The sequence below is a fragment of the Sphingomonas sp. Y38-1Y genome (assembly GCF_032391395.1).
GTDB lineage: Bacteria > Pseudomonadota > Alphaproteobacteria > Sphingomonadales > Sphingomonadaceae > Sphingomonas.
On sequence record NZ_CP135916.1, the window covers coordinates 3504170 to 3529877 of the forward strand.

Here is a 25708-nt window from a genome sequence, read left to right on the forward strand (position 1 = left end):
CGTCATCCCGGACTTGATCCGGGATCCCGCTTCTTCCTTCTGGTGGCCGGAAAGCAGCGGGACCCCGGATCAAGTCCGAGGTGACGTCGCGTTTTCGCTCGTCGACACGTGCTTCGACAAGCTCAGCACGAACGGTTTCCCCAACCCATTCCGTTCGTCCTGAGCCTGTCGAAGGACGTGCCCCGCACGCCCCACGCCCGTTGCCATTCCGTTCTCCATCGCCGATATCGCACCGGTGCGTCCCTACCCCGCCCTCCACGCCAGCCATGCCGGCATCTGGATTGCCGACATGGCCGGCGCGCGGGCGGTTGGGCGCGGCGAGGCGATCAGGTTCGCCGCCGAAACCCCCGCGCTCGTCCTCAACGCCCCGCTGATCGGCCAGCGGCTGGGGCATCCGGAGCTATCCGGCCTCGACCTGCTCGAGCTCTACGCCTTCCTTTTCCCCGCGCGCTTCATCGTACCGACGCCCGCGGGGCTCGCGCGCGCCGTCGACCTCGACCCACCGGCGGACGATGCCGAGGTCGCGCCGCTGCTGATCGCCGCAACCCAGCGCCTTCTCGACATCGCCGGCGGCGATTGGCCGGAACGCGAAGGCGCATGGCACGCGCTCCAGTCGCTCGCCCGCGCGCGCTGGCCCTGGGCGCCGCTCCTCGCCGACCGTATCGCGCGGCCGGCGGTGCCCGAACGCTGGCTGTTCTCGAAACTGCCCGAGTGGGAGGAGGCCGCCCCCCGCCCTGCCCCGCGGACGATCACGCTGGACGAGGATGTCGTGCTCGGCCGGCTCCATTCGCTGACCGGCACCGGCGCCGAGCAGCGCACCGGCCAGCGCCGCTTCGCCGTCGCCGCCGCCCACGCCTTCGGCCCGCGCACGGTGCGGGAAGCGCCCAACCTCGTGCTGGCGGAGGCGGGCACCGGCATCGGCAAGACGCTCGGTTATCTCGCCCCCGCTTCGCTCTGGGCCGAGCGGGCGGGCGGTCCCGTGTGGATCTCGACCTTTACCAAGGCGCTGCAACGGCAATTGTCGGCGGAGGGCGCGCGCCTCATCCCCGATGCGGCCGAGCGCCGCCGCCGTATCGTCACCCGCAAGGGGCGCGAGAACTACGTCTGCCTGCTCAACCTGGAGGATGCGCTGCAGGGCGGGTTCGCCGGCCGCGCGGCGATCCTGGCGCAGCTGGTCGCGCGCTGGGCGGCCTATACCGCCGATGGCGACATGGTCGGCGGCGACCTGCCCGGCTGGTTGCCGACTCTGTTCCGCCGCAACGGATCGACCGCGCTGACCGACCGGCGCGGCGAGTGCGTCTATGCCGGCTGCCCGCATTATCGGAAATGCTTCATCGAACGCGCGGCGCGGGCGAGTGCGGAGGCCGACCTCGTCATCGCCAACCATGCGCTCGTCATGGTCAACGCCGCACGCGGGCGAGAGGCAGCGGCACGGCCGACGCGGCTGGTGTTCGACGAGGGGCATCATCTGTTCGAGGCGGCCGATTCGATGTTCGGCGCGGCGCTGACCGGCGCCGAGACGATCGAGCTCAGGCGCTGGATCACCGGACCCGAAGCGGGCGGCCGCGGACGCCGCCGGGGCCTGGCCGCGCGCCTATCCGACGTCGCCAGCTATGACGAAGCCGGTGGCCGCGCGATCGCCGAGATGATCGAGGGCGCGCGGATGCTGCCGAGCGAAGGCTGGATCGCCCGCGTCGCGCAGGGCGAGCCGTTCGGCGCGATCGAGGCGCTGCTCGGTGCCGTCCGCGGCCTCGTCTACGCCCGCGACGAGGGCGCGGCCGAGGGCGGCTATGGGCTTGAGACCGAACTCGCCGAACCGTCGCCCGCTTTGGTGGAGGCGGCGGGCGCGGCGGCGGCGGCGCTGGATGCGCTGGTGCGGCCGATGGTGGCGCTGGGGCATCGGCTGGAGGCGGTGCTGGACGACGGCCCCGACTGGCTCGACGGTCCCGCCCGCGCGCGGATCGAGGGGGCGATCGCCTCGCTCGGCTGGCGGCGCGACATGGTCGGGGCGTGGAGCGCGCTGGTTCAGCGCGTCGGCGGGCCGGCCGACCCCGACTATGTCGACTGGCTCGCGGTCGACCGCGTCGAGGGGCGCGAATGGGACATGGGCCTCCACCGCCGCTGGCTCGACCCGACCCGTCCGTTCGCCGAAACGGTGCTCAAGCCCGCGCATGGCGTGCTCGTCACCTCCGCGACGCTGCGCGCCGGGGGCGACTGGGACGTCGCGGAGGCGCGGTCGGGGGCGCAGCATCTGGCGCTCGGCCCGCAGCGGTTCGAGGCGGCGAGCCCGTTCGACTATGCGGCGAACGCGCGCGTGCTGCTCGTCACCGACGTCAAGCGCGGCGACGTGCCGGCGCTCGCCAACGCTTATGCGCGGCTGATCGTCGCGTCCGGCGGCGGCGTGCTCGGCCTCTTTACCGCGATCCGGCGGCTGCGCGGCGTCCACGCGCGCATCGCCGACCGCCTCGCGCGAGAAGGCCTTCCACTATTGGCCCAGCATGTCGATCCGATCGATACGGGAACGCTGGTCGACATCTTTCGCGACGATGCGCGCGCGTCGCTGATCGGCACCGATGCGCTGCGCGACGGCGTGGACGTGCCCGGCCGCTCGCTGCGGCTGGTGGTGATGGAGGGTGTGCCCTGGCCCAAGCCTTCGGTCCTTCACGCCGCACGCAAACTCGCGATGGGTGGCAAGGCGTATGACGACCGTATCGTCCGCGCCCGCCTCGCCCAGGCGTTCGGGCGGCTGATCCGACGTGCCGACGATCGCGGCGCGTTCATCCTCCTTTCCTCCGCCTGCCCGACGCGGCTGCTCGATGCGTTTCCGCCGGGAACGCAAGTCGATCGCGTGACGCTCGACGAAGCGTGCGGGATCGCACGGGCGCTGGCCAATCCGCTCTCACTCGGGCAAGAGGGCGCGATCGAGGCCTGAACCGGGGAGCCCCATGCCCAGCCTGACGCTGCTGCGCCACGCCAAGTCGAGCTGGGACGATGCCGTCGCACGCGATTTCGACCGACCGCTCAACACGCGCGGACGCCGTGCCGCGGTGGTGGTCGGCACCTGGATGCGGCGCGAGGGGCTCGCCTTCGACCACATCGCCGCCTCGCCCGCGGTCCGCGTCATCGAGACGCTGGACGGGGTCAGCGAAGGCTATGGCACGCCGATCGAGCCCGAATGGGACAAGCGCATCTATCTCGCCTCCGCGGCGACGCTCCTCGACCTGGTGCGGGAGTTTCCGGCGGACGCCGACGCCGCGCTGATGGTCGGGCACAATCCGGGGCTGGAAGAACTCGTCCTCACGCTCGTCCCCGATGCAGAGGGGCTGCGAAGCGAAGTCGAGGTCAAATACCCGACCGCCGCAGTCGCGGTGTTGAGCTGGCCCGGCGGCTGGGCCGATGCCGGCGCAGGCAGGGCGACGCTCGACCGCTTCGTCCGCCCCCGCGACTTGGCCGAGGGGCTCGGTCCCGACGACTGATGGCCGGCGACTTCCCCGAGGGCACCGTGCACGTGGCGCCCGCCGATCTCCGGTCGGCGATCGAGGGAGATGCGGCGCTCTGGTCGCGCTGGTCGGCCCTGACGCCGCTCGGCCGCAACGAGTTCATCTGCTGGGTCGAGGACGCGAAGCAAGCCACCACCCGCGAACGCCGCATCCGGCGCACGGGCGAGGAACTACTGGAGGGCAAGAAGCGCCCCTGCTGCTGGGCGGGCTGCATCCACCGGACCGACAAGGCGCCAGGACGCTGGCAACAGGCCGTGCTGGTCGAGGGTAAGCGGCGCTAGATCGATTTCTACGTCACCCCGGACTTGATCCGGGGTCCCGCTTACTTGCGCTGCTGAAAAAAGAAGCGAAATTCCGGCTCGAGGCCGGAATGACGACAAGGTGGGCGAAACCACCTGTAACAACCGTTCGTCCTAAGCTTGTCGAAGGACGTGTCACACGCGCTATGTTCGCGGCGGGTGCTTCGACAAGCTCAACACGAACGGTTCGATGGAAGGCGCCCGCCTTACTTCTTAAGCTCCGCGCCCTTCTCGGCCGCGGCCGGATCGACCGACGGCGCGCCCGATGCGGGCGTCGCGCGATCTTCCATGTCGGCGGTCGGCGACCCCTCGGTCACGTTCGCCTCGGCCTGAGTCTCGTTGCCCGCGGCGGCGGCGTCCGCACCGGCCTCGGCACCCGGCGCCGGGGCGGCCGGCAGCGGCAGGTTCGAGCCCTGCGAGTTCAGATACGCGATGACGTTGGCGCGCTCCTGCGGGTTCGACAGGCCGGCGAAGCTCATCTTGGTGCCCGGCGCGTACTTGCGCGGGCTGGTGAGCCACTTGTTCATCGCCTCGAAGTCCCAGTTGCCCGGGACGCCCTTCAGCGCGTCGGAATAGGCGAATCCCGCCTGGTGCCCATGGACCTTGCCCAGCACGCCCCACAGGTTCGGGCCGATACCGGCCGCGCCGCCCTGGTTGATCGTGTGGCAGGAGGCGCACTTCTTGAACACCTCGGCGCCCGCCGCGGCGTCGGCGCTGGCGAGCAGGGTCGCGATCGGCACCTCGGCCTCGCCGCCGCCTGCGCCCTCTTCCACGACGCCCTCGATCGGGTAGCCCATCTTCTCGGGCCGCTCGTCGTGGAACACCATGCCGCTGGCGATGGTAAGCCCCAGCGCTGAGACGCATCCCGCCAGAACCCAGCCCGCGATCGTGTTGGTCCGATTGTCCATTGCGCTGTCGATTGCCCGAAAAGATGGAAATTCGGCCTTCCCTTAGAGACGGTTTCCGGGCGCGGCAAGCCGCGGTTGCGCCGCGGCGAACCGACGGCTAGGCGCGGCGCCGATGCAACAGTTCGCCGCGCCCGCCCGCCCGCTGGTGGAGGCCATGACCGCCGCCGCCGCCGCCGCTCCAGAGCGCGCCGTCGCGTTTCAGGGCGCGCCGGGCGCCAACAGCCATGTCGCGCTGGCTCAGGCGTTCCCGGATGCACTCCCCCTTCCCTGCTTCGATTTTGCCGATGCGATCGACGCGGTGCGAGAGGGGCGGGCCGATTGCGCGATCATCCCGATCGAGAATTCGCTCCACGGCCGCGTCGCCGACATCCACTTTCTGCTCCCCGAATCGGGGCTGGTCATCACCGGCGAGCATTTCCTCCCCATCCGCCACGCGCTGCTCGGCACCGGCACGCGCGACGATGTGGTCGAGGCGGTGAGCCATCCGCAGGCGCTGGGCCAGTGCCGCCACTGGCTGCGCGCGCACGGCATCCAGCCGGTCAACTATCCCGACACCGCCGGCGCCGCGGCGCTGGTGGCGGAGCGCGGCGATCCGAAGGTGGCGGCGCTCGCCCCTGCGGGCGCCGCGCCGCTCTATGGCCTGTCGGTGCTTGCCGACGACATCGCCGACGGTGAGCACAACGTCACCCGCTTCGTCGTCCTCGCACGCGGATCGCGCCCGCTGCTCGGCGACGGGCCGTTCATGACGACGCTGATCTTTGCGGTGAAGAACGTGCCCGCCGCGCTCTACAAGGCGCTGGGCGGGTTCGCGACCAACGGCGTCAACATGACCAAGCTGGAAAGCTATCAGCGCGGCGCTAGCTTCGCGGCGACCGAATTCTACGCCGACATCACCGGCCGCCCCGGTGACGCGAACGTCGACCGCGCGCTGGCCGAGCTCGGCTTCCACACCGCCTGGGTCCGCGTGCTCGGAAGCTACGCCCAGGGGCGGGACAGAGGTTAGCCTTGTGCCCCGGCGAAGGCCGGGGCCCAGTTGGGAAGGCTTGAGTGACGAAGCGCTGCCGATCGCCAGCGTCCCCCAACTGGGCCCCGGCCTCCGCCGGGGCACAAGCTCCTAAACCTGGCTCATCCACCAGTTGAGCAACGTGTACGCGATCGCATGCGGTGGCGGCGCCAGGAAGCGGGCGTTCGGATCACCGGACATCGCCGCGACCACATCGTCGCGGGTCGCCCAGAAACAGTCCTCCAGCTCGCTCGTGTCCACCGTCAGCACGTCGTCCGCCGCGGTGCCGATGCATGCGATCATCAGCTGCGATGGGAACGGCCAGGGCTGGCTCGCGACATAGCGGACGTCGCCGACGCGTATCCCCGCTTCCTCCCAGATCTCGCGCGCGACCGCTTCCTCGATCGATTCGCCGGGCTCGACGAAGCCCGCCAGCGCCGAATAGCGCCCAGGCGGCCAGCCGAGCCCGCGGCCGAGCAGCACCCGGCCCCCATGCTCGGCCAGCATGATAACGACGGGGTCGGTGCGCGGGAAATGTTGCGCGGCGCAACTCACGCAGTGGCGCGCCCAGCCCCCCTTCTCGACGACCGTCTCGCCCCCGCACCGCGGACAGAAACGATGCCGCGAATGCCAGTCGACCAGGCTGCGCGCCGCGGCATAGAGCGCCATCTCCTCGCGCGGGAGCGTGGCGAGCAGCGCGTAGAGCGCCGGCCCCCGCGCCGCGCCTTCGGTCGGCGTCTCGAGCAACGCGGCGAACCGCGGCGCGCCCGCCTCGACCCCCAGCAGCACGAGCTCGCCCGCGTCCGGACCAATCGCGCGCCAGACCAGCCGCCCATCCTCGACAACGGGATCGAGCCCCGCCATCGCCAGCACCCGCGCCGCCGGATCGGCGCGCGCGGCGGCCAGCCGCTCGGGATCGGCGCGAAGATGGTCGGCGCGATCGATCGTCGCGCCGGTAAAGCCGGGGCTCACCGCTTCAGGTCAGAGTAAAGCGCCTTGATGATGTCGCTGCGAAGCGGCCATTTCTCCGCGGGGAAGTAATTGACCATCCCCGCCGCGCGCACGCGCTTCTTGGGGTCGACGAACGCGATCGTCCCGGCAGCGCCGCCCCAGCCATAGGTGCCCGCGCCCGGCCCGCCCGGCACGTCCTGAAGCAGCACCGACCCGCCCGCGCCAAAGCCCGTGTTCGGCCCCGCGCTGCCGCCTGTCGCCGCATCGATCCGGGTATAGCTGACCCCCGTCGGCAACAGGTTCGACATGGCCAGCCGCGCCGTCTCCGGCTTCAGGATGCGGACGCCGCCCGCGGTGCCGTAATGCTGGAGCATGTCGAGGAAGCGGTCATAGTCGCGCACCGACATGACAAGCCCCGCGCCGCCATAGGGAAAGCTCGGCGCGTCGAGGAACACCGACGTCGCACCGGGATCGAGCGGGACCAGATTGTCGCCGACCCACGCATTGTTGTCGGCCAGCCGCGCCGCCGCGCTCGCCGGCACCTGCCAATAGCTCGACTTCATGCCGAGCGGATCGAAGATGCGCGTCTGGACGAAGCGCTCGAACGGCATCTTCGCCGCCGCCTCGACCACCGCGGCCATCACGTCCAGGCCGATCGAATAACTCCACTTGGTCCCCGGATCGGCGATCAGCGGCAGCGTCGCGGTGCGCTCCGCGAATTCCTTGAGCGACTTGGGCCGCACCGCCTTGCCCTGCGCCTCGGTCTGGCGATTGAGCGCGGCGGGGACGATGCCCAGCCGCTCATATTCCTTGAGCAGCGGCCCCTTGGTGATGATGTTGTAGCCGAGCCCCGCGGTATGCGTGAGGAGATGCCGCACCGTGATCTCGCGCGCGGCGGGGCGGCTGGCGAGGCTGTTGTCGGGATCGGTCAGCACCTTCATCGACTTGTAGGCCGGGAAGAAGTCGCTGATCGGCTGGTCGAGCTTGAGCTTGCCTTCCTCGACCAGGATCATCGCGGCGATACCGGTGATCGGCTTGGTCATCGAATAGACGCGCCACAGCGTGTCGGGCGTCGCAGCCGCGGCATTGGCGCCGGTGCCGATGCGTCCCTTGGCGAGCAGCAGCGGGGCTGCGTCGTCATGACCGACGGCGACGGCGATGCCCGGCGTGCGCTTCTCAGCCACATAGGTGTCGACCAGCGCCCGAACCGACGGAAGCTGCGTGGCGGCGGGCTGCGGCGCAGACTGGCGCACCGCCTGCGCCAGCGCGGGGGCGGGCAGCAGCGCCGCCGTCATCATCGCCGTGCCGATCATCCACCGCATGCGTCGCTCTCCCGAAAAGCCCGTGCTGCCTTGGCGAAGACGGTCGGCAGCCCCGCCGACTCGATGTCGTCGATCGGCCACCACTCGCCTTCGCCGGGCGCGGTTTGCCCGTCCCACCGGGCGGCGGCAAGCGCGCAGACGAGGGTGAAATGAGTGAAGCCGTGCTCGGCCTGAGCCGGCAGCATCCGCCAGTCTGCGGCGACGGGCGCATCGGCCAAGCCGGGCGCTTCCGCCAACCACGGCCCGCTCGGCAATCCCCGCATTCCGCCCAGCAACCCCTTGTCCGGACGGCGAACGAGCCAGACGTCGGCGCCAGAGGTCAGCCAGAACATCGTCCCGTATCGCACCGGCCGCGCCTTCTTCGGCAGCTTGACCGGATAGCGCTCCTGCTCGCCCGCCGCGCGCGCGGTGCACGACGCGGCGATCGGGCAGAGCAGGCACTTCGGATTGCGCGGCGTGCAGATGCCCGAGCCCAGGTCCATCATCGCCTGCGCAAAGTCGCCCGCCCGCGCATCCGGCGTGATCGCATCGGTCGCCGCCCGGATCGCGGGCTTGGCGGCGGGCATCGGCGTCGGGATGGCGAACAATCGCGAGACGACGCGCTCGATATTGCCGTCGACCACCACTGCGCGCCGCCCGAAGGCGATCGCGGCGATCGCCGCGGCGGTATAGGCGCCGATGCCGGGGATGGTGAGCAACGCCGCCTCGTCCCCCGGCAACCGCCCGCCATGGTCCGCGACCACCGCCCTCGCACCCTTCAACAGGTTGCGGGCGCGAGCGTAATAGCCGAGCCCCGCCCACATCGACATCACTTCGGCATCGTCGGCGGCGGCCAGGCTCGCGAAATCGGGCCAGCGCGCGGTCCAGCGATCGAAATAGGGCATGACGGTCGCGACCTGTGTCTGCTGGAGCATCACCTCGGACAGCCACACGCGATAGGGATCGGCCGCCGGCGCTCCCGGCGGCGCGCGCCACGGCAGCACCCGCGCATGCGCATCGTACCAGGCCAATAGCGCGGCGGCGATTTGGGACTGCACCTTGTTGGACACGCCCCGCCTATGGCATGGGAGCGGGCGATGACGAAGCCGCGCCAGCCCCGGCCGACCCCTGCCCCGCCGCCGCGATCGAATCGCGCGCGCGCGGTCAGCGAGCTGTTGCCCGACATCGGCGGCGCCGCGTTCAAGAAGTTCGGCTTCGTCCAGTCCTCGATCGTCAGCCGCTGGCCGGAGATCGTCGGCGATCGCTACGCCCGCGTCTCCAGCCCCGAATCGATCCGCTTTCCCCAGGGCCAGCGCGCGGAGGGCGTGCTGACGCTGACCGTCGTCGGCGCGCATGGCCCGATGATGCAGCATATCGCGCCGGAGATCGTCGAGCGCGTCAATCGCTTCTTCGGCTATGCCGCGGTCGCCCGCGTCGTCTTTCGCCAGGGCGAGGTGCGCCGTCCCACGCGCCCGGCCCCTCGACCCGCGCCGCGCCCGGTTCCCGCCGACCTCTCCGACAGCCTGCGCGCGATCGCCGATCCGGAGCTCAAGGCGGTGCTGGAGGCGCTCGCCTCCGGCCTTGGCGACCCGGTCTCCATTCCCGTCCTCGGCAAGGTTCGTTGATGCGTCTCGTCAAATTGCTGCTCGCGCTGCTGCTCGGCCTGACCGCCGGCACGGCGATGGCCCAGGCCAAGCGCGACTGGCGCAACACCGTCACCCCGACCGCCAGCGGCAGCTGGGTGATCGGCAATCCCACGGCCAAGGTGAAGCTCATCGAGTATCTGAGCTATACCTGCCCCCATTGCGGCGATTTCGTCGCCGCGTCGAAGCCGGTGCTGTTCGACCAGTGGGTGCGCTCGGGCAGCGTAAGCGTCGAGGTGCGCCACGCCGTCCGCGACGGGCTGGACCTCTCGGCCGCGCTCTATGCGCGCTGCGCCGGCCCGCGCAGTTTCGCCGCCGTCCACACCACGATCTTCGCCAACCAGAAGGCGCTTCTGGAAAAGGGCGTCAGCGTGACGCCGCCGCCCGGCGCCGACCGCGATGCCGCGCTCAAGGCGATCGCAGACGGATCGGGTCTCACCGCCCTCGTCCGCGCCCGCCTGCCCAAGGCGCCCGAGGCATGCCTGACCGACGCCGCCACGCGCGAACAGCTGATCGCCGGCACTCGCGCCGCGTTCGACAAGATCGCCGGCACGCCGTCGTTCGAACTCAATGGCGAGCTGATCCAGGGTACCGACTGGGCGCGCCTCGAACCCCGCCTGCGCGCCGCCGGCGCCCGCTGAATTCATATTCCGACCGGAGATTGTCCCTGATGCGTTCGATGCTCATCCTCGCCCCCCTGACGCTTCTCGCCGCTTGCGGCGGCGAAGGCAGCGGCGGCAACGCCTCGGCTCCCGCCGCCCCGGTTCAGGGCGCCGCGGCACCCGCCGGCCAGCAGTGGAGTCAGGTGGTCAGCGAGACGCCCGAGGGCGGCTATCGCATGGGCAACCCCGATGCGCCGGTGAAGCTGGTCGAATATGGCTCGCGCACCTGCCCCGCCTGCGGCGCGTTCGCGCGCCAGGGGTTCGAGCCGCTCACCAAGCTGGTCGAGACCGGCAAGGTCAGCTTCGAGTTCCGCGACTTCCTGATCCACGGCGCCCCTGACCTCGCCAGCGCGGTGCTCGGCCGCTGCGGCGGACCGACCACCTTCTTCCCGCTGCTCGAGCAGATGTACGCCAACCAGGCCGCGACGCTCGACAAGCTCCAGTCGACGCCCGAGAGCTTCCAGGCACAGATCCAGTCGATGGCCCCGCCGCAGCAGGTCGCCGCCTGGGCGCAGCAGGCGGGCTATCTCGACTTCGTCAAGCAGCGCGGCATCCCGGAGGCGCAGGCGCGCCAATGCCTGGCCGACATGAACACCGTGCAGAAGCTGGTGAACATGACGGACAAGGCGACCGAGGTCACGGGCACCCCCACCTTCATCATCAACGGCAAGAAGGCCGAGGGCGCGGTGAGCTGGCCGCAGCTCGAAACCGCGCTCAAGCAGGCCGGCGCCTGACCGCCGGGGCGTAGCCGGCAATCTGCGCTCCAGCGATGCAGATCACGCGGCTGCGCCTCACCGGCTTCAAGAGCTTCGTCGATCCGGCCGACCTCCGGATCGAGCCGGGCCTGACCGGCGTCGTCGGCCCGAACGGCTGCGGCAAGTCCAACCTTCTCGAGGCGCTGCGCTGGGCGATGGGCGAAAGCTCCGCCCGGTCGCTGCGCGGCGCGGGGATGGAGGACGTCATCTTCGCGGGCACCGCCACCCGCCCGCAGCGCGACTTCGCCGAAGTGGCGATCCACGCGATCGCGGCGGACGCAGAAGAGGTCGAGGTGGTCCGCCGGATCGAGCGCGGCGCGGGCTCCGCCTATCGACTCAACGGCCGTGACGTGCGCGCGCGCGACGTGTCGCTCCTCTTCGCCGATGCCGCGACCGGCGCGCACTCGCCCGCGCTGGTCAGTCAAAATCGCATCAGCGCGGTCATTTCCGCCAAGCCGACCGAACGGCGCGCGATGCTGGAGGAGGCGGCGGGCATCGCCGGACTTCACGTCCGCCGCAAAGAGGCCGAGACCCGGCTGCGCGCGACCGAGACCAATCTCCAGCGGCTGGGTGAGCTGATCGGCGACCAGGATGCACGCGCCGCCGCGCTCCGGCGACAGGCGCGCCAGGCCGAGCGCTATCGCGCGCTCAGCGACCAGATCCGCACCGCGGAAGGCCGGCTGATCTTCGCGCGCTGGCGCGACGCCGCCGCCGCTGCCGACACCGCGCGCAGGCAAGCGACCGAAGCCGAGGCGCACGTCGCCGCCGCCGCGACCGCGCACGAGGCGGCGACCCAAGCGCAGGCGTCGGCGCAGACCGCGCTTGCCGACGCACGCGCCGCCGCCCAGGCTGCGCGCGATGCCGCGACCCAGGCGCAGCACCGGCTCGAAACCTTGTCGCGCGAGCGGCGCGGGATCGAGCGACGCCTGGACGAACTCGCCGCCGCCGCCGCCCGGCTGAACGACGATCGCGCACGCGAAGGCGACCTCGCGCAGGATGCCGCCGCGGCGATCGCCCAGCTTGGCGAGGAAGCGGCAACGCTCGAAAAGCGCATCGCGGAGGCGGGCGCGCGCGTCCCCGCATTGGATGCCGCGCTGGCCGATGCCGAGCGCGCGGCCCGCGATGCCGAGGTGACCTTGGCCCAGGCACTCGCCGCGCAGGCGCAGGAAGCGGCTGAGGTCCGCGTGGCACAGGCCGCGCTCGCCGCCGCTCGTCAGCGGCTCGACCGCGCAGCGCGCGACGTCGCCCGCGTCGAGAGCGAAGCCAGCGCACTGCCCTCGCCAGAACCGCTGCGCGCGGAGGGCGCCGCCGCAGCCACCACGCGCACGCAGGCACAGGGCCGCATCGCCGCCGCCCGCGCGACGCTGGCCAGCGCTGACGCGGACGAGCGCGCCGCGATCGAGTCGCGCCAGCGCGCCGATGCCGTACGCGCGGCCGCGCAGGCCGAACTCGCCGCGCTGGATGGCGAGGCGGCAGTGCTCGCACGCGCGACGCGACCGGGCGGACGCGCGCGGATGCTCGATTCGGTGCGCGCGGCGCCGGGCTATGAACGCGCGCTCGCCGCGGCGCTTGGCGACGATCTGGAAGCGGGCGTCGACCCCGCCGACGATCGTCACTGGGCGGGTGCCGACCGACAGGCGGGCGACCCGCCGCCGCCCGCCGGCACCGCCGCGCTCGCCAGCCATGTCGAGGCGCCCCCTGCGCTCGCCCGCCGGCTGGCGCAGATCTTCGTGGCCGAGGTCGATGACGGCCGTCCGCTCGCGGTCGGCCAGCGGCTGGTGACGCTCGCGGGGGTGCTGCGCCGCTGGGACGGCCTGATCGCGCGCGGCAGCGGCGCCGCGGCGGCCGAACGGCTCGAACGCCTCAACCGCCTGCGCGCAATCGAAGCCGCCCGCCCCGCGGCGGTCCGCGCCGTCGAGGCAGCGGAGCAGGAGACGACGCGGATCGCCACCGCGATCGCCGATGCTCGCGCCGCCGCCACCGAAGCACGGCGCGTGATCGAGGCGAGCGAGCGCGCCGAACGCGACGCCGCCCGTGCCGAGGATCGCGCCGCCGCCGGACTCGAGCGGCTGGACGCGCAAGCCGCCGACCTCGCTCGCCGCCGCGAACGCAGCGCCGCCGACCTCGCCGAGGCGCAGGCGGAGGTCGCGCGTGCCGACGCCGCCGTCGCTGCGCTTCCTGACGGCAGCGCCACCCGCGCCGAAGTCGCCGCGCTTTCCGCCGCCGCGGAAGGGGCCCGCGCCACCGTCGCGGGCGCGCGCGCCGAACGCGCCGCGCTCGACCGCAGCCTCGCCTTCGATCGCGAGCGCCGCGCCGCCGCACAGGCCGAAGCCAAGAACTGGCGCACGCGCGCCGGCGAGGCGGCCAAGCGAATTGCCGAGCTCGACAAGCGCGCCGCCGAAGCCGCCGCCGAGCACGCCCGCCTCGCCGACCGCCCCGCCGCCTTGCTCGCGCAGCAGGCCGACGCCGACACGCGCGCCCGCGCCGCCACCGCCGAAGCCGCCACTCGCGCCGCCGCCGAGCGCACCGCGGAAACGGCGCTGCGCGACACCGAAGCCGCCGCTCGCCAGGCCGCCGAAACGCTCGCCGCCGCGCGGGAGGCGCGCGCCGGTGCCGCCGCCCGCGCAGAGAACCAGGATCTGCGCCGCGTCGAGATGGGCCGCGTCTCCGGCGAGCGCTTCGAATGCCCGCCCCCGCTCCTGCCCCAGCGCGCCGGCTTCGACGCCGACGACGTCGGCGACCCACAGGACGAAAGCACGCGCCACGACCGCCTCGTCGCCGAGCGCGAGCGGATTGGCCCCGTCAACCTGATCGCCGAACGCGAACTCGCCGAACTCGATACCGAGCGCACCCGCAACGCCGCCGAACTCGCCGAGCTGGAGGCCGCGGTGCATCGCCTGCGCGGGTCGATCGGCACGCTCAATCGCGAGGGGCGTCAGCGCCTGCTCGCCGCGTTCGAGGCGGTCGACGGCCATTTCCGGCGCCTGTTCACGACCCTCTTCGACGGCGGGCAGGCGCACCTCACCCTCATCGACTCGGAGGATCCGCTCGACGCCGGGCTCGAGATCATGGCCCAGCCGCCGGGCAAGAAGCTCCAGTCGCTGACGCTCTTGTCCGGCGGCGAGCAGGCGCTGACCGCGGTCGCGCTGATCTTCGGGCTGTTTCTCACCAATCCGGCGCCGATCTGCGTGCTGGACGAGGTCGACGCGCCGCTCGACGACGCCAATATCGACCGCTTCTGCGACCTGCTCGACCGAATGACCCGCGAGACGCAGACCCGCTATCTGATCGTCACCCACAATGCCGCGACGATGAGCCGGATGCACCGGTTGTTCGGCGTGACGATGGTCGAGCGCGGCGTCAGCCGGCTGGTCAGCGTCGATCTGGGCGCGGCCGAGGAACTGCTCGCCGCCGAATAGGGGATTGCCAAGCCCGCGAGAGCCGGGCAGCAATCGCGCACGGGCTTGCCGCGGACGCCCGTTCAGACGGTTCCCGTCCAAGTCCGCTCCCCATGTCGCGCCCGCGCGACCCGGAGCGAATTGAATGATGGCCGACGCACGCCCCCCCGTCCTGACCCTACCCCAATTGTTCTGGCGCTTCCTGCGCTTCGGCTTCAACGCCTTCGGTGGCCCCGTCGCGCAGATCGCCATGATCCGGGAGGCGCTGGTCGAGCGTGAGCGCTGGATCGAGCCCGCGCGCTTCAATCGCCTGCTCGGCGTGATGCAGGTGCTGCCGGGGCCGGAGGCGCATGAATTGTGCGTCCATATGGGGATGCTCGCACGCGGTCGGATCGGCGGGCTGCTCGCGGGGCTCGGCTTCATGCTGCCGGGTCTCGTGCTGATGATGGTGGCCGCGGCGGCTTATACCGCGTTGGTGGAGGGGCGCGCGGGGTTTGAGGGCGTGCTGCTCGGCGTGCAGGCCGCGGTGCTGGCGGTGATCGTGCGCGCGGTGTGGCGGATCGGGCGCCATGTGCTGGCGGAGCGGGTGGCGGTGGGGCTTGCGCTGATCGCCTTCGCCGCGACGCTGGCGGGCGTGCCCTTCTGGCTGCTGCTAATCGCCGCCGGTCTCGCGAGCGCCCTGGCGACGCGCGTAGCGGCGGTGCTGATGCCCGTGGCGCTGGCCGCGATCGCCGGCCTGTGGTTGCCCGGCGTCGGGCCGGGACCTGCTCCATCGGCGGCGAGCGCGGCAAGCCTCGCCGCGCTGTTCGTCGCCGGGCTGAAGGGCGGGCTGCTCACCTTCGGCGGCGCTTACACCGCCATCCCCTATGTCCGCGCCGACACGGTGGGACGCGGGTGGCTGAGCGACGGCGCCTTTCTCGACGGCGTGGCGGTGGCGGGGTTGCTGCCCGCGCCGCTCGTCATCTTCGCCACCTTCGCGGGCTATGTCGCCGGCGGGCCGGCGGGTGCGCTGGCGATCACCGCGGGCATGTTCCTTCCCGCCTTCGCCTTCTCGATGATCTTCTTCGAGCGGCTGGAGGCGGTGGTCGCCGATCCGCGCCTCCACCGCACGCTCGACGGCGTCGCCGCGGCGGTCGTCGGGATCATCGCCGCCACCGTCGTCGACCTTGCGATCGGTACCGCGACACGCACCCCCGCGCCGGTCGCCACGGCCGCGATCTTCGCCGTGGCAGCGGTGGCGGCGTGGCGGCTCAAGGGCAGCTGGGTAACGCCGGCGCTGGTCGCGGGAGGCGCGGCGATCGGCTCGCTGGCGATCCGCTGAAAACCCCGCTCGTGCCGAGCTTGTCGAAGCACGTGCCCCGGGGCACGCCCTTCGACAAGCTCAGGGCGAACGGGTGCGTTTGATCACCCGGCCGCCGCTTCCTTCTCGCGCCAGAACCGGCGGACGATGTCCCAGCCTTCCTCCGCGCTCTCGACCCAGGTGATGAGGTCGAGGTCCTTGGGGCCGATCACCCCTTCCTCGCACAACGCCTCGAAGCTGACGACGCGCTCCCAGAACTCGCGGCCATAGAAGAGGACGGGGATACGCTCGATCTTGCCCGTCTGCATCAGCGTCAAAAGCTCGAACGCCTCGTCGAACGTGCCGAAGCCGCCGGGGAACACCGCCACCGCCCGCGCGCGCAGCAGGAAGTGCATCTTGCGAAGCGCGAAATAGTGGAACTGCATCGACAGTGACGGCGTCACATAGGCGTTGGGCGCCTGTTCGTGCGGCAGCACGATGTTGAGCCCGACCGATTCGGCGCCGACGTCGGTCGCGCCGCGGTTCGCCGCCTCCATGATCGAAGGGCCGCCGCCCGAACAGACGACGAAGTGCCGCTTGCCCGCCTCGTCGCGCGGAAAGTCGCTCGCCAGCCGCGCCAGCTCGCGCGCGACCTCGTAATATTTGGCCTTCTCGGCCAGCCGCTCGGCGACCTTGCGGCCGGGGCCGTCGCCCGCGAGTTCCAGCAGCGCCGGCGCCTTGTCGGGCTCGGGGATGCGCGCCGATCCGTACATGACGAACAGCGAGGCGATATTCGCCTCGTCGAGCAGCAACTGCGGCTTCAACAGCTCGAGCTGAAAGCGCACCGGCCGCAGATCCTCGCGCAGCAGGAAGTCGAGATCCTGGAACGCGAGGCGATAGGCGGGATGCTCGGTCTGCGGCGTCGTCGTGCCGGTGCGAGCGGTTTCGGCATCCTGCTCGGCACGGCGAAAGACCCGATCGGGAACTCGTGTATCACTCATGCCCGCGCCCTAGCCTACACCGGGCGCCGCGGAAAGCGTCAGCGGCAGAGCGGGCGCCCGCCCATGTCGAGGTGGAAGTGGTTGGCATGCGCGCTGTTGTATTCGGGGCCAAGCGCGGTGGTGAAGCGGCGGCAGGCCGACTTGAACACGGTGCGCAGGAAGCGGCGCTGGTCGTCCGCCCCCTGCCAGCCGTTGAGGACGCTCACCCGCCGCCCGTCGGCCAGGACGAAAACGGCGATGTCGACCGCGTTGGCGCGGCCATGCTCGGACAGGCGGCCGCTTCCTGCGATCGGCCGGCAGTTGAACGTGCCATAGCTTTCGATTCGGACCAGATCGCTCCCCAGCATCTGCTTGGCCGCCGGCGCGACGCCGTAGCGCACCCAGTTCGAGAAGTTGCGGGCGAGCGGACAGCGCATCGACTTGAGCCCGCTGACCGGCACGCCGATGTCGAGCAGCTGCACCGCGCCGACGACGACGCAGCCGCCGCCGAAATCCTGGGTCGGCAGCGTGCGGTAATCGACGCGGTCGGCGTCGAGATCGGCAAGGCACTGGCGCGTTTCCGCCGTTGGCGGCTCCGGCGCGCGGGGCGCCGGCCGCGGCTTGCGCGCTGTCTTCGCCGCCGGGCGCCGCGGCTCGGGCCGATCGTCGCCCGACACGCAGCCGAGAAGCAGGAGCGGCGCGAGGCCCGCGAGACCGATCCAACCGAAACGCATGCGCCTTTCTAGCGCGATGGGCTGAACGGGTGGCTAACGATCTCGATCGGTCCGCCGCGAGCGAGAGGCAGATGAGCGGACACGCCATTCATAAAGAGGCTTCCACCCCGGCGCAAGCCGGGGTCCAGGGTTACTGACGCTGCGCTGCTTGGTTCTGGACCCCGGTCGCCGCCGGAGTATTGCTGAGCCGTCAGGAGAAGCCGAATGACCGACGCGGACGCCCTGATCGCCGCATTGAACCTCGCGCCGCATCCAGAAGGCGGCTGGTACCGCGAGACCTGGCGCGCATCAGCGGCATCGGGCGAACGCGCGTCCGCAACCGCGATCCTGTTCCTGCTGAAGGCCGGCGAGCGGTCGCACTGGCACCGCGTCGATGCGACCGAGCTGTGGCTGTGGCACGCCGGCCATCCGCTCGCGCTCTCGCGGGCCGACAGCGATGCCCGCCCTGCCGAGACGCTGCGGCTCGGCTCCGACATCCTCGCCGGCGAACACCCACAGCTTCGGATCGAGCCCGGGCAGTGGCAGGCGGCGTATGCCGACCGCGGCTGGACGCTGGTCAGCTGCGTCGTCTCGCCCGGCTTCGACTTCGCCGGCTTCGAGCTCGCGCGGCCCGGCTGGGCGCCCGGCCGGTAACGCTCAGCCCGCGCGCGCGAGCAGCGCCTGCGCCTGCTTGAGGTGCGGCGCGTCGACCATGCGGCCGTCGAGCTGAAGTGCGCCCGCCCCCGGCGCCGCGGCGAACGCATCGACGATCCGCTGAGCGTCGGCGATCGCTTCGGCGGACGGCGTGAAGGCGGCGTTGATCGCCGCGACCTGGGCCGGATGGATCGCCATCATGCCGGTGAAGCCGTCGCGCGCGCCCGCCGCGGCATAGCGCGCCAGCCCCGCTTCGTCCCTGATCGCCGGAAACACCGTCTCGATCGCCGCCACCCCGGCGGCGTGCGCGCCGAACAACGTCAGCGCGCGGACCATGCGATAGGGATCGGTGTAGCTGCCATCCTCGTGTCGGCTGTTCGTCGCGCCGATCGCCGCGGGCAGATCCTCCGCGCCCCAGGTCAGCCCCGCGAGCCGGTCCGCGACCGAGCCGTAATCGCCGAGCGCGAACACCGCCCGCGGCGTTTCCGTCGCGATCGGCAGGATCGGCGGCGGCTCGGCCCCGAGCAGTGCCGCCAGCGCCTCGACACTCGCGGCGCCCTCGGCTTTCGGCAGCACCACGCCATCGGCATGGCGCGCGATCTCGGCATCGGCCGCCACCCATTCGCCGCCGAGCGGATTGACGCGGACGAAGATGCGGGCGGGATGCCGCCCTTGCAGGAACGCCGCCACGGCTTCTCGCGCCCGTGCTTTGGCATCGGGCACAACCGAATCCTCCAGATCGAGGATCAACGCGTCGGCGCCCGAGGCGATCGCCTTTTCGAACCGCTCGGGCCGGTCGCCCGGGACGAACAGCATCGACCTCATGCGCGCGACTTCAGGAGTGCCGACCGCAGGCAGCGGCAGACGACCTCGTCCCGCTGGTTGAGCATCTCATGCCGCCAGGTGACGATCCCCTGCCCCGGCCGCGACTTCGACGGGCGAAGCTCGGTCACCTCGCTCGTCGCGCGCAGCGTGTCGCCGATGAACACCGGCGCGGGCATGACGAGCTGGTCGTAGCCGAGATTGGCGACCAGGCTGCCGAGCGTCGTCTCGCCGACGCTCAGCCCCACCATCAGCGCGAAGGTGAAGGTGCCGTTGACGAGGATGCGCCCGAACTCCGACGCCCTCGCCGCCTCCGCGTCCAGATGCAGCGGCTGCGGATTGTGGGTCATGGTGGAGAACAGGAGATTGTCGGTCTCGGTCACGGTGCGACGGATCTCATGCTCGATCCGATCGCCCACCTGCCATTCGTCGAAGAAACGTCCTGCCATCCTACTTACCTTGGACCTTCCGAACCGTTCGCCCTGAGCTTGGCGAAGGGCGTGTTCCGGGACACGTGCTTCGACAAGCTCAGCACGAACGGATTTAGGGTTCCGCCCGCTCGATCCGCGCGAGCAGCGCCTCGACCTGCACCTGCCCGCCCGCGACCGCATTGAGCTCGGCCACGGTTCCGGCGAACGGCGCGGTCAGCGTGTGCTCCATCTTCATCGCCTCGAGCGTCAGCAGCTTCTGGCCCTTGGTCACGGCATCGCCCGCCGCCACCTCGACCGACAGCACGCGGCCGGGCATCGGCGCGAGGATCGCACCATCGGCAGCCGCGCCGGCGCCGGTCCCGCCCGCCCGCCAGCGGGTGAAGGCGAACGCGCTCCCCGCCTCGACGATGACGAGTGTGTCGTCGACCAGCCGGCCCGCCGTCTCCGGCTCGCCCGCAAGCAGGTCGACGTCGCGATGCGTGGTCCCGGTCGCCACGGTCAGTCGGCTGCGCGGAGCGGCGTTCAGGCGGATCGGCCCGATCTCGGCCCAGGCGCCGCCCGACGCCGTGATATCGCTCTCGGCCCAAGCCAGCGTGTGCGCCGCCGCCGTCCACACCGCCTCGCTGGGCTCGCTGGCGGGGAGCAGATCGTCGAGATGCGCGGCGATGAACCCGGTGTCGATGGCACCCGATCCGAAGCCCGGATGGCGCAGCGCGCGGACGATGAAGCCGGCATTGGTTGCGACCGGCCAGACGCCGACGCCCTCGACCTCGTCGGCAAGCAGCTCGATCGCCGCCTCGCGATCGGCCGCATGGACGACCAGCTTGGCGATCATCGGATCGTAGAACGGCGTCACCGCATCGCCCTCGACCACCCCCGTTTCGACGCGCAACGCGCCGTGCGGCAGGTCGAGGACCGAGAGCGCGCCCGTCGAGGGAAGGAAGCCGCTGGCCGGGTTCTCCGCATAGAGCCGCGCCTCGATCGCATGCCCGTCGATCGACAGCTCGTCCTGCCGCTTGGGCAGCGGTTCGCCCGATGCCACGCGCAGCTGCCACTCGACCAGGTCGACGCCGGTGATCTCCTCGGTCACCGGATGCTCGACCTGGAGGCGGGTGTTCATTTCCATGAACCAGATGCGGTCGGCGGACAGGCCTTCGCTCGCATCGGCGATGAACTCGATCGTGCCCGCGCCGACATAGTCGACCGCCTTTGCCGCGCGCACGGCGGCGGCGCAGATCGCCTGCCGCGTCGCCTCGTCCATGCCGGGCGCGGGCGCTTCCTCGATCACCTTCTGGTGGCGGCGCTGGAGCGAGCAGTCGCGCTCGAACAGGTGAACGACGTTGCCGTGCGTGTCGCCGAACACCTGCACCTCGATATGCCGGGGCGACAGAACGTATTTCTCGATCAGCACGCGATCGTCGCCAAAGCTCGCCGCCGCCTCGCGCTGGCAGGAGGCGAGCGCGTCGAGGAAGTCCGCCGATGCATCGACGCGGCGCATTCCCTTACCGCCGCCGCCCGCCACCGCCTTGATGAGCACGGGATAGCCGATCGCATCGGCCTCCGCCTTCAGCCGTTCGGGCGACTGGTCCGCGCCCAGATAGCCGGGCGTCACCGGCACGCCCGCCTCTGCCATCAGCGTCTTGGCCGCATCCTTGAGGCCCATCGCCCGGATCGAATGCGGCGTGGCGCCAACCCAGATCAGCCCCGCGGCGGCCACCGCCTCGGCGAACTCGGCATTTTCGGACAGGAAGCCGTAGCCTGGATGGATCGCCTCAGCGCCGGTCGCCTTGGCCGCGGCGATGATCTTCTCACCGACAAGATAGCTTTCGCGCGCCGGCGAGGGGCCGATATGCACCGCCTCGTCGGCTTGGGCGGCGTGCAGCGCGCCGGCGTCGGCGTCGGAATAAACCGCGACGGTGCGGATGCCCATCGCGCGTGCGGTGCGGATGATGCGGCACGCGATCTCGCCGCGATTGGCGATGAGGAGGGAGCGGATCATGCGATGTCCTTCAGCACCTCCCCGGAACGGGGAGGGGGACCGCTCGCCAAGGGCGAGGGGTGGAGGGGTGCGCGCCGCGGCGCGCTCGACGATAGCGGCGATGACGCCGTCGAGGTTGCCCATTACATCCGGGGCGGCGATCCGGATCGTTTCGAAGCCCTGAACGGCGAGCCATTCGTCACGTCGCTGATCGTGGATTGGACGATCGCCGCGATTGTGAGCCTCGCCATCGACTTCGATCGCGAGACGAGCGGAAAGACAGGCAAAGTCGAGGCAGTAGAAGCCGAGTGGATGCTGGCGCCTGAACTTCAATCCTCCCGGGCGCTTGCGCAGTTCGCGCCAGAGCAACACCTCGGGCAGGTTGCCGCTACGTCGTTCGCGGCGTGCCAGCATTTTTGCCGATGCGGAGGCGCGCAGGGCAGGCGGCACGACCCCTCCACCATTCGGCTGCGCCGAACGGTCCCCCTCCCCGTTCCGGGGAGGTGCTTTGGCCGCCCCCACCCTCACATCCGGAACACGCCAAACGACGGCCGCTCCGGCACCGGCGCGTTGAGGCTTGCCGCCAGCGCCAGCCCGAGCACGTCGCGCGTCTGCACGGGATCGACGATGCCGTCGTCCCACAGTCGCGACGTCGCGTGCCAGGGATTACCCTCGTCCTCGTATCGCTGGCGGATCGGCGCCTTGAACGCCTCCGCCTCCTCCGGCGACCAGCCGGCCGCATCGCGGTGGACGGTGGCGAGGACCGAGGCTGCCTGCTCGCCGCCCATCACGCTGATCCGGCTATTGGGCCAGCTGAACAGGAAGCGGGGGGAATAGGCGCGCCCGCACATCCCGTAATTGCCCGCGCCAAAGCTGCCGCCGATCAGCACGGTCAGCTTGGGCACGCTCGCCGTCGCGACCGCGGTGACGAGCTTGGCGCCGTGCTTGGCGATCCCCTCCGCCTCGTACTTGCCGCCGACCATGAAGCCGGAGATGTTCTGGAGGAACAGGAGCGGCACGCGCCGCTGGCAGGCGAGCTCGATGAAGTGCGCGCCCTTGACCGCACTTTCGCTGAACAGCACGCCGTTGTTGGCGAGGATCGCGACGGGCATGCCCCAGATATGCGCGAAGCCGCAGACCAGGCTCGACCCGTACAGCGCCTTGAACTCGTGGAACTCGCTGCCATCGACCAGCCGCGCGATCACCTCGTGCACATCGTACGGCGCACGCACGTCCTGCGGCACGATACCGTAGAGCTCATCGGCGGCATATTTCGGCGCGCGCGGCTCGCGGAGCGTCAACCCGTGGGCAAGATCGGCGGGCAAAGTCGAGACGATGTCGCGGACGATCGTCAGCGCATGCTCGTCATTCTCGGCGACATGGTCGACCACGCCCGATCGCCGGCCGTGCAGGTCGCCGCCGCCCAGATCCTCGGCGCTGATCTCCTCCCCCGTCGCCGCCTTCACCAGCGGCGGGCCGGCGAGGAAGATCGTGCCCTGATTACGGACGATGACACTCTCGTCGCTCATTGCGGGGACATAGGCGCCGCCCGCGGTGCAACTGCCCATCACGCAGGCGATCTGGGCGATGCCCTTGGCACTCATGTTCGCCTGGTTGAAGAAGATCCGGCCGAAATGCTCGCGATCGGGGAACACCTCGGCCTGGTGCGGCAGGTTGGCTCCGCCCGAATCGACCAGATAGATGCACGGCAGCCGGTTCGCCTCGGCGATCTCCTGCGCGCGCAGATGCTTCTTCACCGTCATTGGGAAGTAGGTGCCGCCCTTCACCGTCGCGTCGTTGGCGACGATCATGACCGACCGGCCAGACACGCGGCCGATGCCGGCGATCACGCCGGCGCCGGGCACCTCGCCGTCATAGAGGTCGAACGCGGCAAGCTGGCCGATCTCGAGGAACGGCGATCCGGGGTCGAGCAGGCGCTCCACCCGTTCGCGGGGAAGGAGCTTGCCGCGCGCCGTATGCTTCGCTCGCGCCGTCTCGCTGCCGCCAAGCCCGGCCTTGGCGACGTCGGCGCGGAGCCGCTCGGCCAGCGCGCGGTTGTGCGCGGCGTTGGCACGAAAGGTGTCGCTGTCCGGCTGGACGGCGGTGGAGAGGACGGGGGCGGTCAAACGATCCTCCCCGGCACGGGGAGGAAGACCATGCGAAGCATGGTGGAGGGGGATGGCCAAGAGCGGAACGCCTGCGGCAGCCCCCCTCCACCACGCCCTGCGGGCGCGGTCCCCCTCCCCGTTTCGGGGAGGATCAACACACCCCTCACTGCGCCACCCGCTCGGGCGCGCCGATCAGCTCGCGCCCGATCAGCATCCGCCGAATCTCGTTGGTCCCCGCACCGATGTCGAGCAGCTTGGCGTCGCGCAGGAACCGCTCGACGGGCCAGTCCTTGGTATAGCCAGCCCCACCCAGCGCCTGCACCGCTTCGCCAGCGACCTTGAAGGCATTCTCGCTCGCCAGCAGGATCGCGCCCGCCGCATCGAAGCGCGTCGTCCGCCCCGCATCGCACGACCTTGCCACCGCATAGACATAGGCGCGCGCCGAATTGAGCGCGACATACATGTCGGCGACCTTGGCCTGCATCAGCTGGAAGCTGCCGATCGGCTGACCGAACTGCTTGCGTTCGCGAAGATAGGGCAGCACGACATCCAGGCACGCCTGCATGAGCCCAAGCTGGATGCCCGCCAGCACCGTCCGCTCATAATCGAGGCCCGACATCAGCACCGCGACGCCGCCATTCTCCGGCCCCATCACATTGTCGGCAGGCACGAAGCAGTCGTCGAACACCAGCTCGGCGGTCGGCGAGCCGCGCATCCCCATCTTGTCGATCTTCTGCCCGATCGAGAAGCCGGGCATGTCCTTCCCGATCAGGAACGTCGTGATCCCGCGCGACCCCTCGCCCGTCTTGGCATAGACGACGAGCGTGTCGGCATAGGCCGCGTTGGTGATCCAGAATTTGGTGCCGTTGAGCCGCCACCCGCCCTCGACCGGGGCGGCCTTGAGCTTCATCGAGACGACGTCGGACCCGGCCCCCGCCTCCGACATCGCCAGCGACCCGACATGCTCGCCGGAGATGAGCTTGGGCAGATACTTGGCCTTCTGCTCCGGGTTGGCCCAGCGCGCGATCTGGTTGACGCACAGGTTCGAATGCGCGCCATAGCTGAGCCCGATTGAGGCGGAGGCGCGCGCCACTTCCTCGCACGCGACGACATGCTCCAGATAGCCGAGCCCAAGCCCGCCATCTGCCTCCGCCACGGTCAGCCCGTGCAGGCCGAGCTCGCCCATCGGCGCCCACAGCTCGTCGCGCGGGAACCAGTCCTCGGCATCGATGCGGGCAGCGAGCGGCGCGATGCGGTCGGACGCGAAGCGCTGCGTCACGTCGCGGATCATGTCGGCGCTTTCGCCGAGCGCGAAGTCGAAATCGGGGGTCATGTCCTCTCCCGGAATGCCGGTTTCCGAACACTCTAGCGGGTCGGCAGTTGCGTGGGAAATTGATGCCGGCGGATCGAGGCGATAGATGGCATCTATGATCGACCGCTATCTGCTGCGCTATTTTCTGGGCGTCGTCGATCATGGCAACTTCTCGCGCGCCGCCCGTGCGGCCGGCGTTTCGCAGCCGACGCTGTCGGCGGGCATCGCCAAGCTGGAACGGCTGGTCGGCGCGCCGGTGCTCGAACGCGACAGCCGCCGTGTCGAGCTGACGCCCGCGGGCACGCGCCTCCTCACCCACGCCCGCCGGATCGAGGCCGAGTTCGCCGAGGCCGAGCGCGCCGCCGCCGACGCCGCGCCCGCCCGTCTGGTGCGGATCGGCATCGCGCCGTCGCTGCCGGTGGCGCTGGTCGAGCGCGCGGTCGCCGCCGCCCGCACGGCCGCCCCGGACGAGCGGTTGGAACTGGTCGAGGGCACCCGCCGCGACCTCATCGCCCGGCTCGACCGCCGCCGCCTCGATGCCGTCGTCGCGCCCGCCGAAGGGACGTTCACCGGCGAACTGCTGTTCGAGGAGGGCTATGCCGTCGCGATGCCCGCCGGCCACCGCCTTGCAGCGCGCGAGCGCGTCACCGCCGACGACCTCGCCGACGAGACGATGCTGGTCCGCCGCCATTGCGAGGCGCTGGCCGCGGTCAGCCGCTACTTCACCGACCGCGGCGTCCGCCCCTTCATGGCCGCGCGCACGACCAACGACGAATGGGCGCTCGCGCATGTCCGCGCGGGGCTCGGCATCACGGTGATGCCCGCGTGCTTCGCAGGTCCCGGCATCGCGATGGCGGAGTTGGCCGGCTTCGACCGGCGGCGGCGCGTGGCGATGCTGGTGGACCCGGAAGGCGCAGCCAGGGCGGGCGCGTCGCGGAGTTATCGGGCGATGCGGGATGCGTTGCGAACCTGACCACCTCCCCTCCGTCCGTGCTGAGTAGCGGCCGATTA

At 71.0% G+C, this 25708-nt stretch carries 22 protein-coding genes and 1 pseudogene; 11 read left to right on the plus strand and 12 right to left on the minus strand.

Annotated features, from left to right (window positions below):
* Positions 1-235 precede the first annotated feature (235 nt).
* Genes RS883_RS16705 through RS883_RS16715 form a run of 3 tightly spaced genes read left to right on the plus strand, consistent with a single transcriptional unit; the run spans position 236 to position 3781 of the window.
* Entirely contained in the window at positions 236-2932 is a 2697-nt protein-coding gene (locus RS883_RS16705; protein WP_409977364.1) for an ATP-dependent DNA helicase, read from the plus strand.
* A gap of 13 nt (positions 2933-2945) precedes the next feature.
* Positions 2946-3476 carry a histidine phosphatase family protein gene (locus tag RS883_RS16710; protein WP_315761309.1) on the plus strand — a complete coding sequence of 177 codons (531 nt, stop codon included), beginning with the start codon at positions 2946-2948 and terminating at the stop codon, positions 3474-3476.
* 32 nt (positions 3477-3508) lie between these two features.
* The gene (locus tag RS883_RS16715; protein WP_315761310.1) at positions 3509-3781 is read left to right on the plus strand and encodes a YdeI/OmpD-associated family protein; all 273 of its coding nucleotides are present in this window, start codon (positions 3509-3511) and stop codon (positions 3779-3781) included.
* 224 nt (positions 3782-4005) lie between these two features.
* Here RS883_RS16715 and RS883_RS16720 read toward each other — a convergent pair whose 3' ends face one another.
* Positions 4006-4707 (minus strand): cytochrome c family protein, encoded by a 702-nt coding sequence (locus RS883_RS16720; protein WP_315761311.1) that lies wholly within the window; start codon positions 4705-4707, stop codon positions 4006-4008.
* A gap of 112 nt (positions 4708-4819) precedes the next feature.
* On the opposite strand from RS883_RS16720, the gene RS883_RS16725 reads away from it, so the two are divergent.
* Positions 4820-5710 carry a prephenate dehydratase gene (locus RS883_RS16725; RefSeq protein WP_315761312.1) on the plus strand — a complete coding sequence of 297 codons (891 nt, stop codon included), beginning with the start codon at positions 4820-4822 and terminating at the stop codon, positions 5708-5710.
* A gap of 111 nt (positions 5711-5821) precedes the next feature.
* Here RS883_RS16725 and nudC read toward each other — a convergent pair whose 3' ends face one another.
* Genes nudC through mutY form a run of 3 tightly spaced genes read right to left on the minus strand, consistent with a single transcriptional unit; the run spans position 5822 to position 9032 of the window.
* Positions 5822-6682: an NAD(+) diphosphatase gene (gene nudC / locus RS883_RS16730; RefSeq protein ID WP_315761313.1), complete on the minus strand. Its 861-nt coding sequence runs from the start codon at positions 6680-6682 to the stop codon at positions 5822-5824.
* Entirely contained in the window at positions 6679-7983 is a 1305-nt protein-coding gene (locus RS883_RS16735; protein WP_315761314.1) for a serine hydrolase domain-containing protein, read from the minus strand. The genes nudC and RS883_RS16735 overlap by 4 nt, the downstream gene beginning before the upstream one ends.
* Complete coding sequence (gene mutY, locus RS883_RS16740; RefSeq protein ID WP_315761315.1) at positions 7971-9032, minus strand: A/G-specific adenine glycosylase; 1062 nt, start codon at positions 9030-9032, stop codon at positions 7971-7973. The genes RS883_RS16735 and mutY overlap by 13 nt, the downstream gene beginning before the upstream one ends.
* A 27-nt stretch (positions 9033-9059) precedes the next feature.
* Between mutY and RS883_RS16745 the strand changes: the two genes are divergently transcribed.
* The 5 genes from RS883_RS16745 to chrA all read left to right on the plus strand — a co-directional run bounded on the left by RS883_RS16745 (position 9060) and on the right by chrA (position 15741).
* Complete coding sequence (locus RS883_RS16745; protein WP_315761316.1) at positions 9060-9587, plus strand: DUF721 domain-containing protein; 528 nt, start codon at positions 9060-9062, stop codon at positions 9585-9587.
* A complete protein-coding gene (locus RS883_RS16750; RefSeq protein WP_315761317.1) occupies positions 9587-10246 on the plus strand; it encodes a DsbA family protein in 660 nt (219 codons plus the stop codon). Before RS883_RS16745 ends, RS883_RS16750 begins: the two co-directional genes overlap by 1 nt.
* A 29-nt stretch (positions 10247-10275) precedes the next feature.
* Entirely contained in the window at positions 10276-11001 is a 726-nt protein-coding gene (locus tag RS883_RS16755) for a thioredoxin domain-containing protein (RefSeq protein ID WP_315761318.1), read from the plus strand.
* A 35-nt stretch (positions 11002-11036) separates the two neighbouring features.
* Positions 11037-14441, plus strand: a complete 3405-nt coding sequence (gene smc, locus RS883_RS16760) for a chromosome segregation protein SMC (protein WP_315761319.1) — start codon at positions 11037-11039, stop codon at positions 14439-14441.
* Between the two features lie 127 nt (positions 14442-14568).
* Positions 14569-15741, plus strand: coding sequence for a chromate efflux transporter (chrA, locus tag RS883_RS16765; protein WP_315761320.1), 1173 nt, complete (start codon positions 14569-14571; stop codon positions 15739-15741).
* Positions 15742-15824: 83 nt separating this feature from the next.
* On the opposite strand, the gene RS883_RS16770 is transcribed toward chrA, so the two are convergent.
* A complete protein-coding gene (locus tag RS883_RS16770) occupies positions 15825-16700 on the minus strand; it encodes an LOG family protein (protein WP_315761321.1) in 876 nt (291 codons plus the stop codon).
* Between the two features lie 38 nt (positions 16701-16738).
* The gene (locus RS883_RS16775) at positions 16739-17413 is read right to left on the minus strand and encodes an extensin family protein (RefSeq protein ID WP_315761322.1); all 675 of its coding nucleotides are present in this window, start codon (positions 17411-17413) and stop codon (positions 16739-16741) included.
* Between the two features lie 204 nt (positions 17414-17617).
* Here RS883_RS16775 and RS883_RS16780 point away from each other — a divergent pair, with 204 nt between their 5' ends.
* Complete coding sequence (locus tag RS883_RS16780; protein WP_315761323.1) at positions 17618-18046, plus strand: cupin domain-containing protein; 429 nt, start codon at positions 17618-17620, stop codon at positions 18044-18046.
* Positions 18047-18049: 3 nt separating this feature from the next.
* On the opposite strand, the gene RS883_RS16785 is transcribed toward RS883_RS16780, so the two are convergent.
* From RS883_RS16785 to RS883_RS16805, 6 genes and pseudogenes are all read right to left on the minus strand, one after another.
* The gene (locus tag RS883_RS16785; protein WP_315761324.1) at positions 18050-18871 is read right to left on the minus strand and encodes a CoA ester lyase; all 822 of its coding nucleotides are present in this window, start codon (positions 18869-18871) and stop codon (positions 18050-18052) included.
* Positions 18868-19317, minus strand: a complete 450-nt coding sequence (locus RS883_RS16790; RefSeq protein WP_315761325.1) for a MaoC family dehydratase — start codon at positions 19315-19317, stop codon at positions 18868-18870. Before RS883_RS16790 ends, RS883_RS16785 begins: the two co-directional genes overlap by 4 nt.
* A gap of 94 nt (positions 19318-19411) precedes the next feature.
* Positions 19412-21298, minus strand: a complete 1887-nt coding sequence (locus RS883_RS16795; RefSeq protein ID WP_315761326.1) for an acetyl/propionyl/methylcrotonyl-CoA carboxylase subunit alpha — start codon at positions 21296-21298, stop codon at positions 19412-19414.
* Between the two features lie 144 nt (positions 21299-21442).
* Positions 21443-21691 (minus strand): annotated as a pseudogene (locus RS883_RS17155) (endonuclease domain-containing protein); the annotation flags it as partial.
* 110 nt (positions 21692-21801) lie between these two features.
* Positions 21802-23403 carry a carboxyl transferase domain-containing protein gene (locus RS883_RS16800; RefSeq protein WP_315761327.1) on the minus strand — a complete coding sequence of 534 codons (1602 nt, stop codon included), beginning with the start codon at positions 23401-23403 and terminating at the stop codon, positions 21802-21804.
* A gap of 145 nt (positions 23404-23548) precedes the next feature.
* On the minus strand, positions 23549-24718 hold the full coding sequence (locus tag RS883_RS16805; protein WP_315761328.1) for an acyl-CoA dehydrogenase family protein: 1170 nt from the start codon (positions 24716-24718) through the stop codon (positions 23549-23551).
* A 94-nt stretch (positions 24719-24812) separates the two neighbouring features.
* Here RS883_RS16805 and RS883_RS16810 point away from each other — a divergent pair, with 94 nt between their 5' ends.
* Entirely contained in the window at positions 24813-25670 is an 858-nt protein-coding gene (locus tag RS883_RS16810; RefSeq protein WP_315761329.1) for a LysR family transcriptional regulator, read from the plus strand.
* Positions 25671-25708 lie beyond the last annotated feature (38 nt).

Bases quoted from the DNA above. Each gene is read 5' to 3' on its own strand.
- RS883_RS16710 (WP_315761309.1), top strand. From the start codon at position 2,946: ATGCCCAGCCTGACGCTGCTGCGCCACGCCAAGTCGAGCTGGGACGAT.
- RS883_RS16720 (WP_315761311.1), bottom strand. From the start codon at position 4,707: ATGGACAATCGGACCAACACGATCGCGGGCTGGGTTCTGGCGGGATGC.
- RS883_RS16725 (WP_315761312.1), top strand. From the start codon at position 4,820: ATGCAACAGTTCGCCGCGCCCGCCCGCCCGCTGGTGGAGGCCATGACC.
- RS883_RS16735 (WP_315761314.1), bottom strand. From the start codon at position 7,983: ATGCGGTGGATGATCGGCACGGCGATGATGACGGCGGCGCTGCTGCCC.
- RS883_RS16745 (WP_315761316.1), top strand. From the start codon at position 9,060: ATGACGAAGCCGCGCCAGCCCCGGCCGACCCCTGCCCCGCCGCCGCGA.
- RS883_RS16750 (WP_315761317.1), top strand. From the start codon at position 9,587: ATGCGTCTCGTCAAATTGCTGCTCGCGCTGCTGCTCGGCCTGACCGCC.
- RS883_RS16755 (WP_315761318.1), top strand. From the start codon at position 10,276: ATGCGTTCGATGCTCATCCTCGCCCCCCTGACGCTTCTCGCCGCTTGC.
- smc (WP_315761319.1), top strand. From the start codon at position 11,037: ATGCAGATCACGCGGCTGCGCCTCACCGGCTTCAAGAGCTTCGTCGAT.
- chrA (WP_315761320.1), top strand. From the start codon at position 14,569: ATGGCCGACGCACGCCCCCCCGTCCTGACCCTACCCCAATTGTTCTGG.
- RS883_RS16770 (WP_315761321.1), bottom strand. From the start codon at position 16,700: ATGAGTGATACACGAGTTCCCGATCGGGTCTTTCGCCGTGCCGAGCAG.
- RS883_RS16775 (WP_315761322.1), bottom strand. From the start codon at position 17,413: ATGCGTTTCGGTTGGATCGGTCTCGCGGGCCTCGCGCCGCTCCTGCTT.
- RS883_RS16780 (WP_315761323.1), top strand. From the start codon at position 17,618: ATGACCGACGCGGACGCCCTGATCGCCGCATTGAACCTCGCGCCGCAT.
- RS883_RS16785 (WP_315761324.1), bottom strand. From the start codon at position 18,871: ATGAGGTCGATGCTGTTCGTCCCGGGCGACCGGCCCGAGCGGTTCGAA.
- RS883_RS16790 (WP_315761325.1), bottom strand. From the start codon at position 19,317: ATGGCAGGACGTTTCTTCGACGAATGGCAGGTGGGCGATCGGATCGAG.
- RS883_RS16795 (WP_315761326.1), bottom strand. From the start codon at position 21,298: ATGATCCGCTCCCTCCTCATCGCCAATCGCGGCGAGATCGCGTGCCGC.
- RS883_RS16805 (WP_315761328.1), bottom strand. From the start codon at position 24,718: ATGACCCCCGATTTCGACTTCGCGCTCGGCGAAAGCGCCGACATGATC.
- RS883_RS16810 (WP_315761329.1), top strand. From the start codon at position 24,813: ATGATCGACCGCTATCTGCTGCGCTATTTTCTGGGCGTCGTCGATCAT.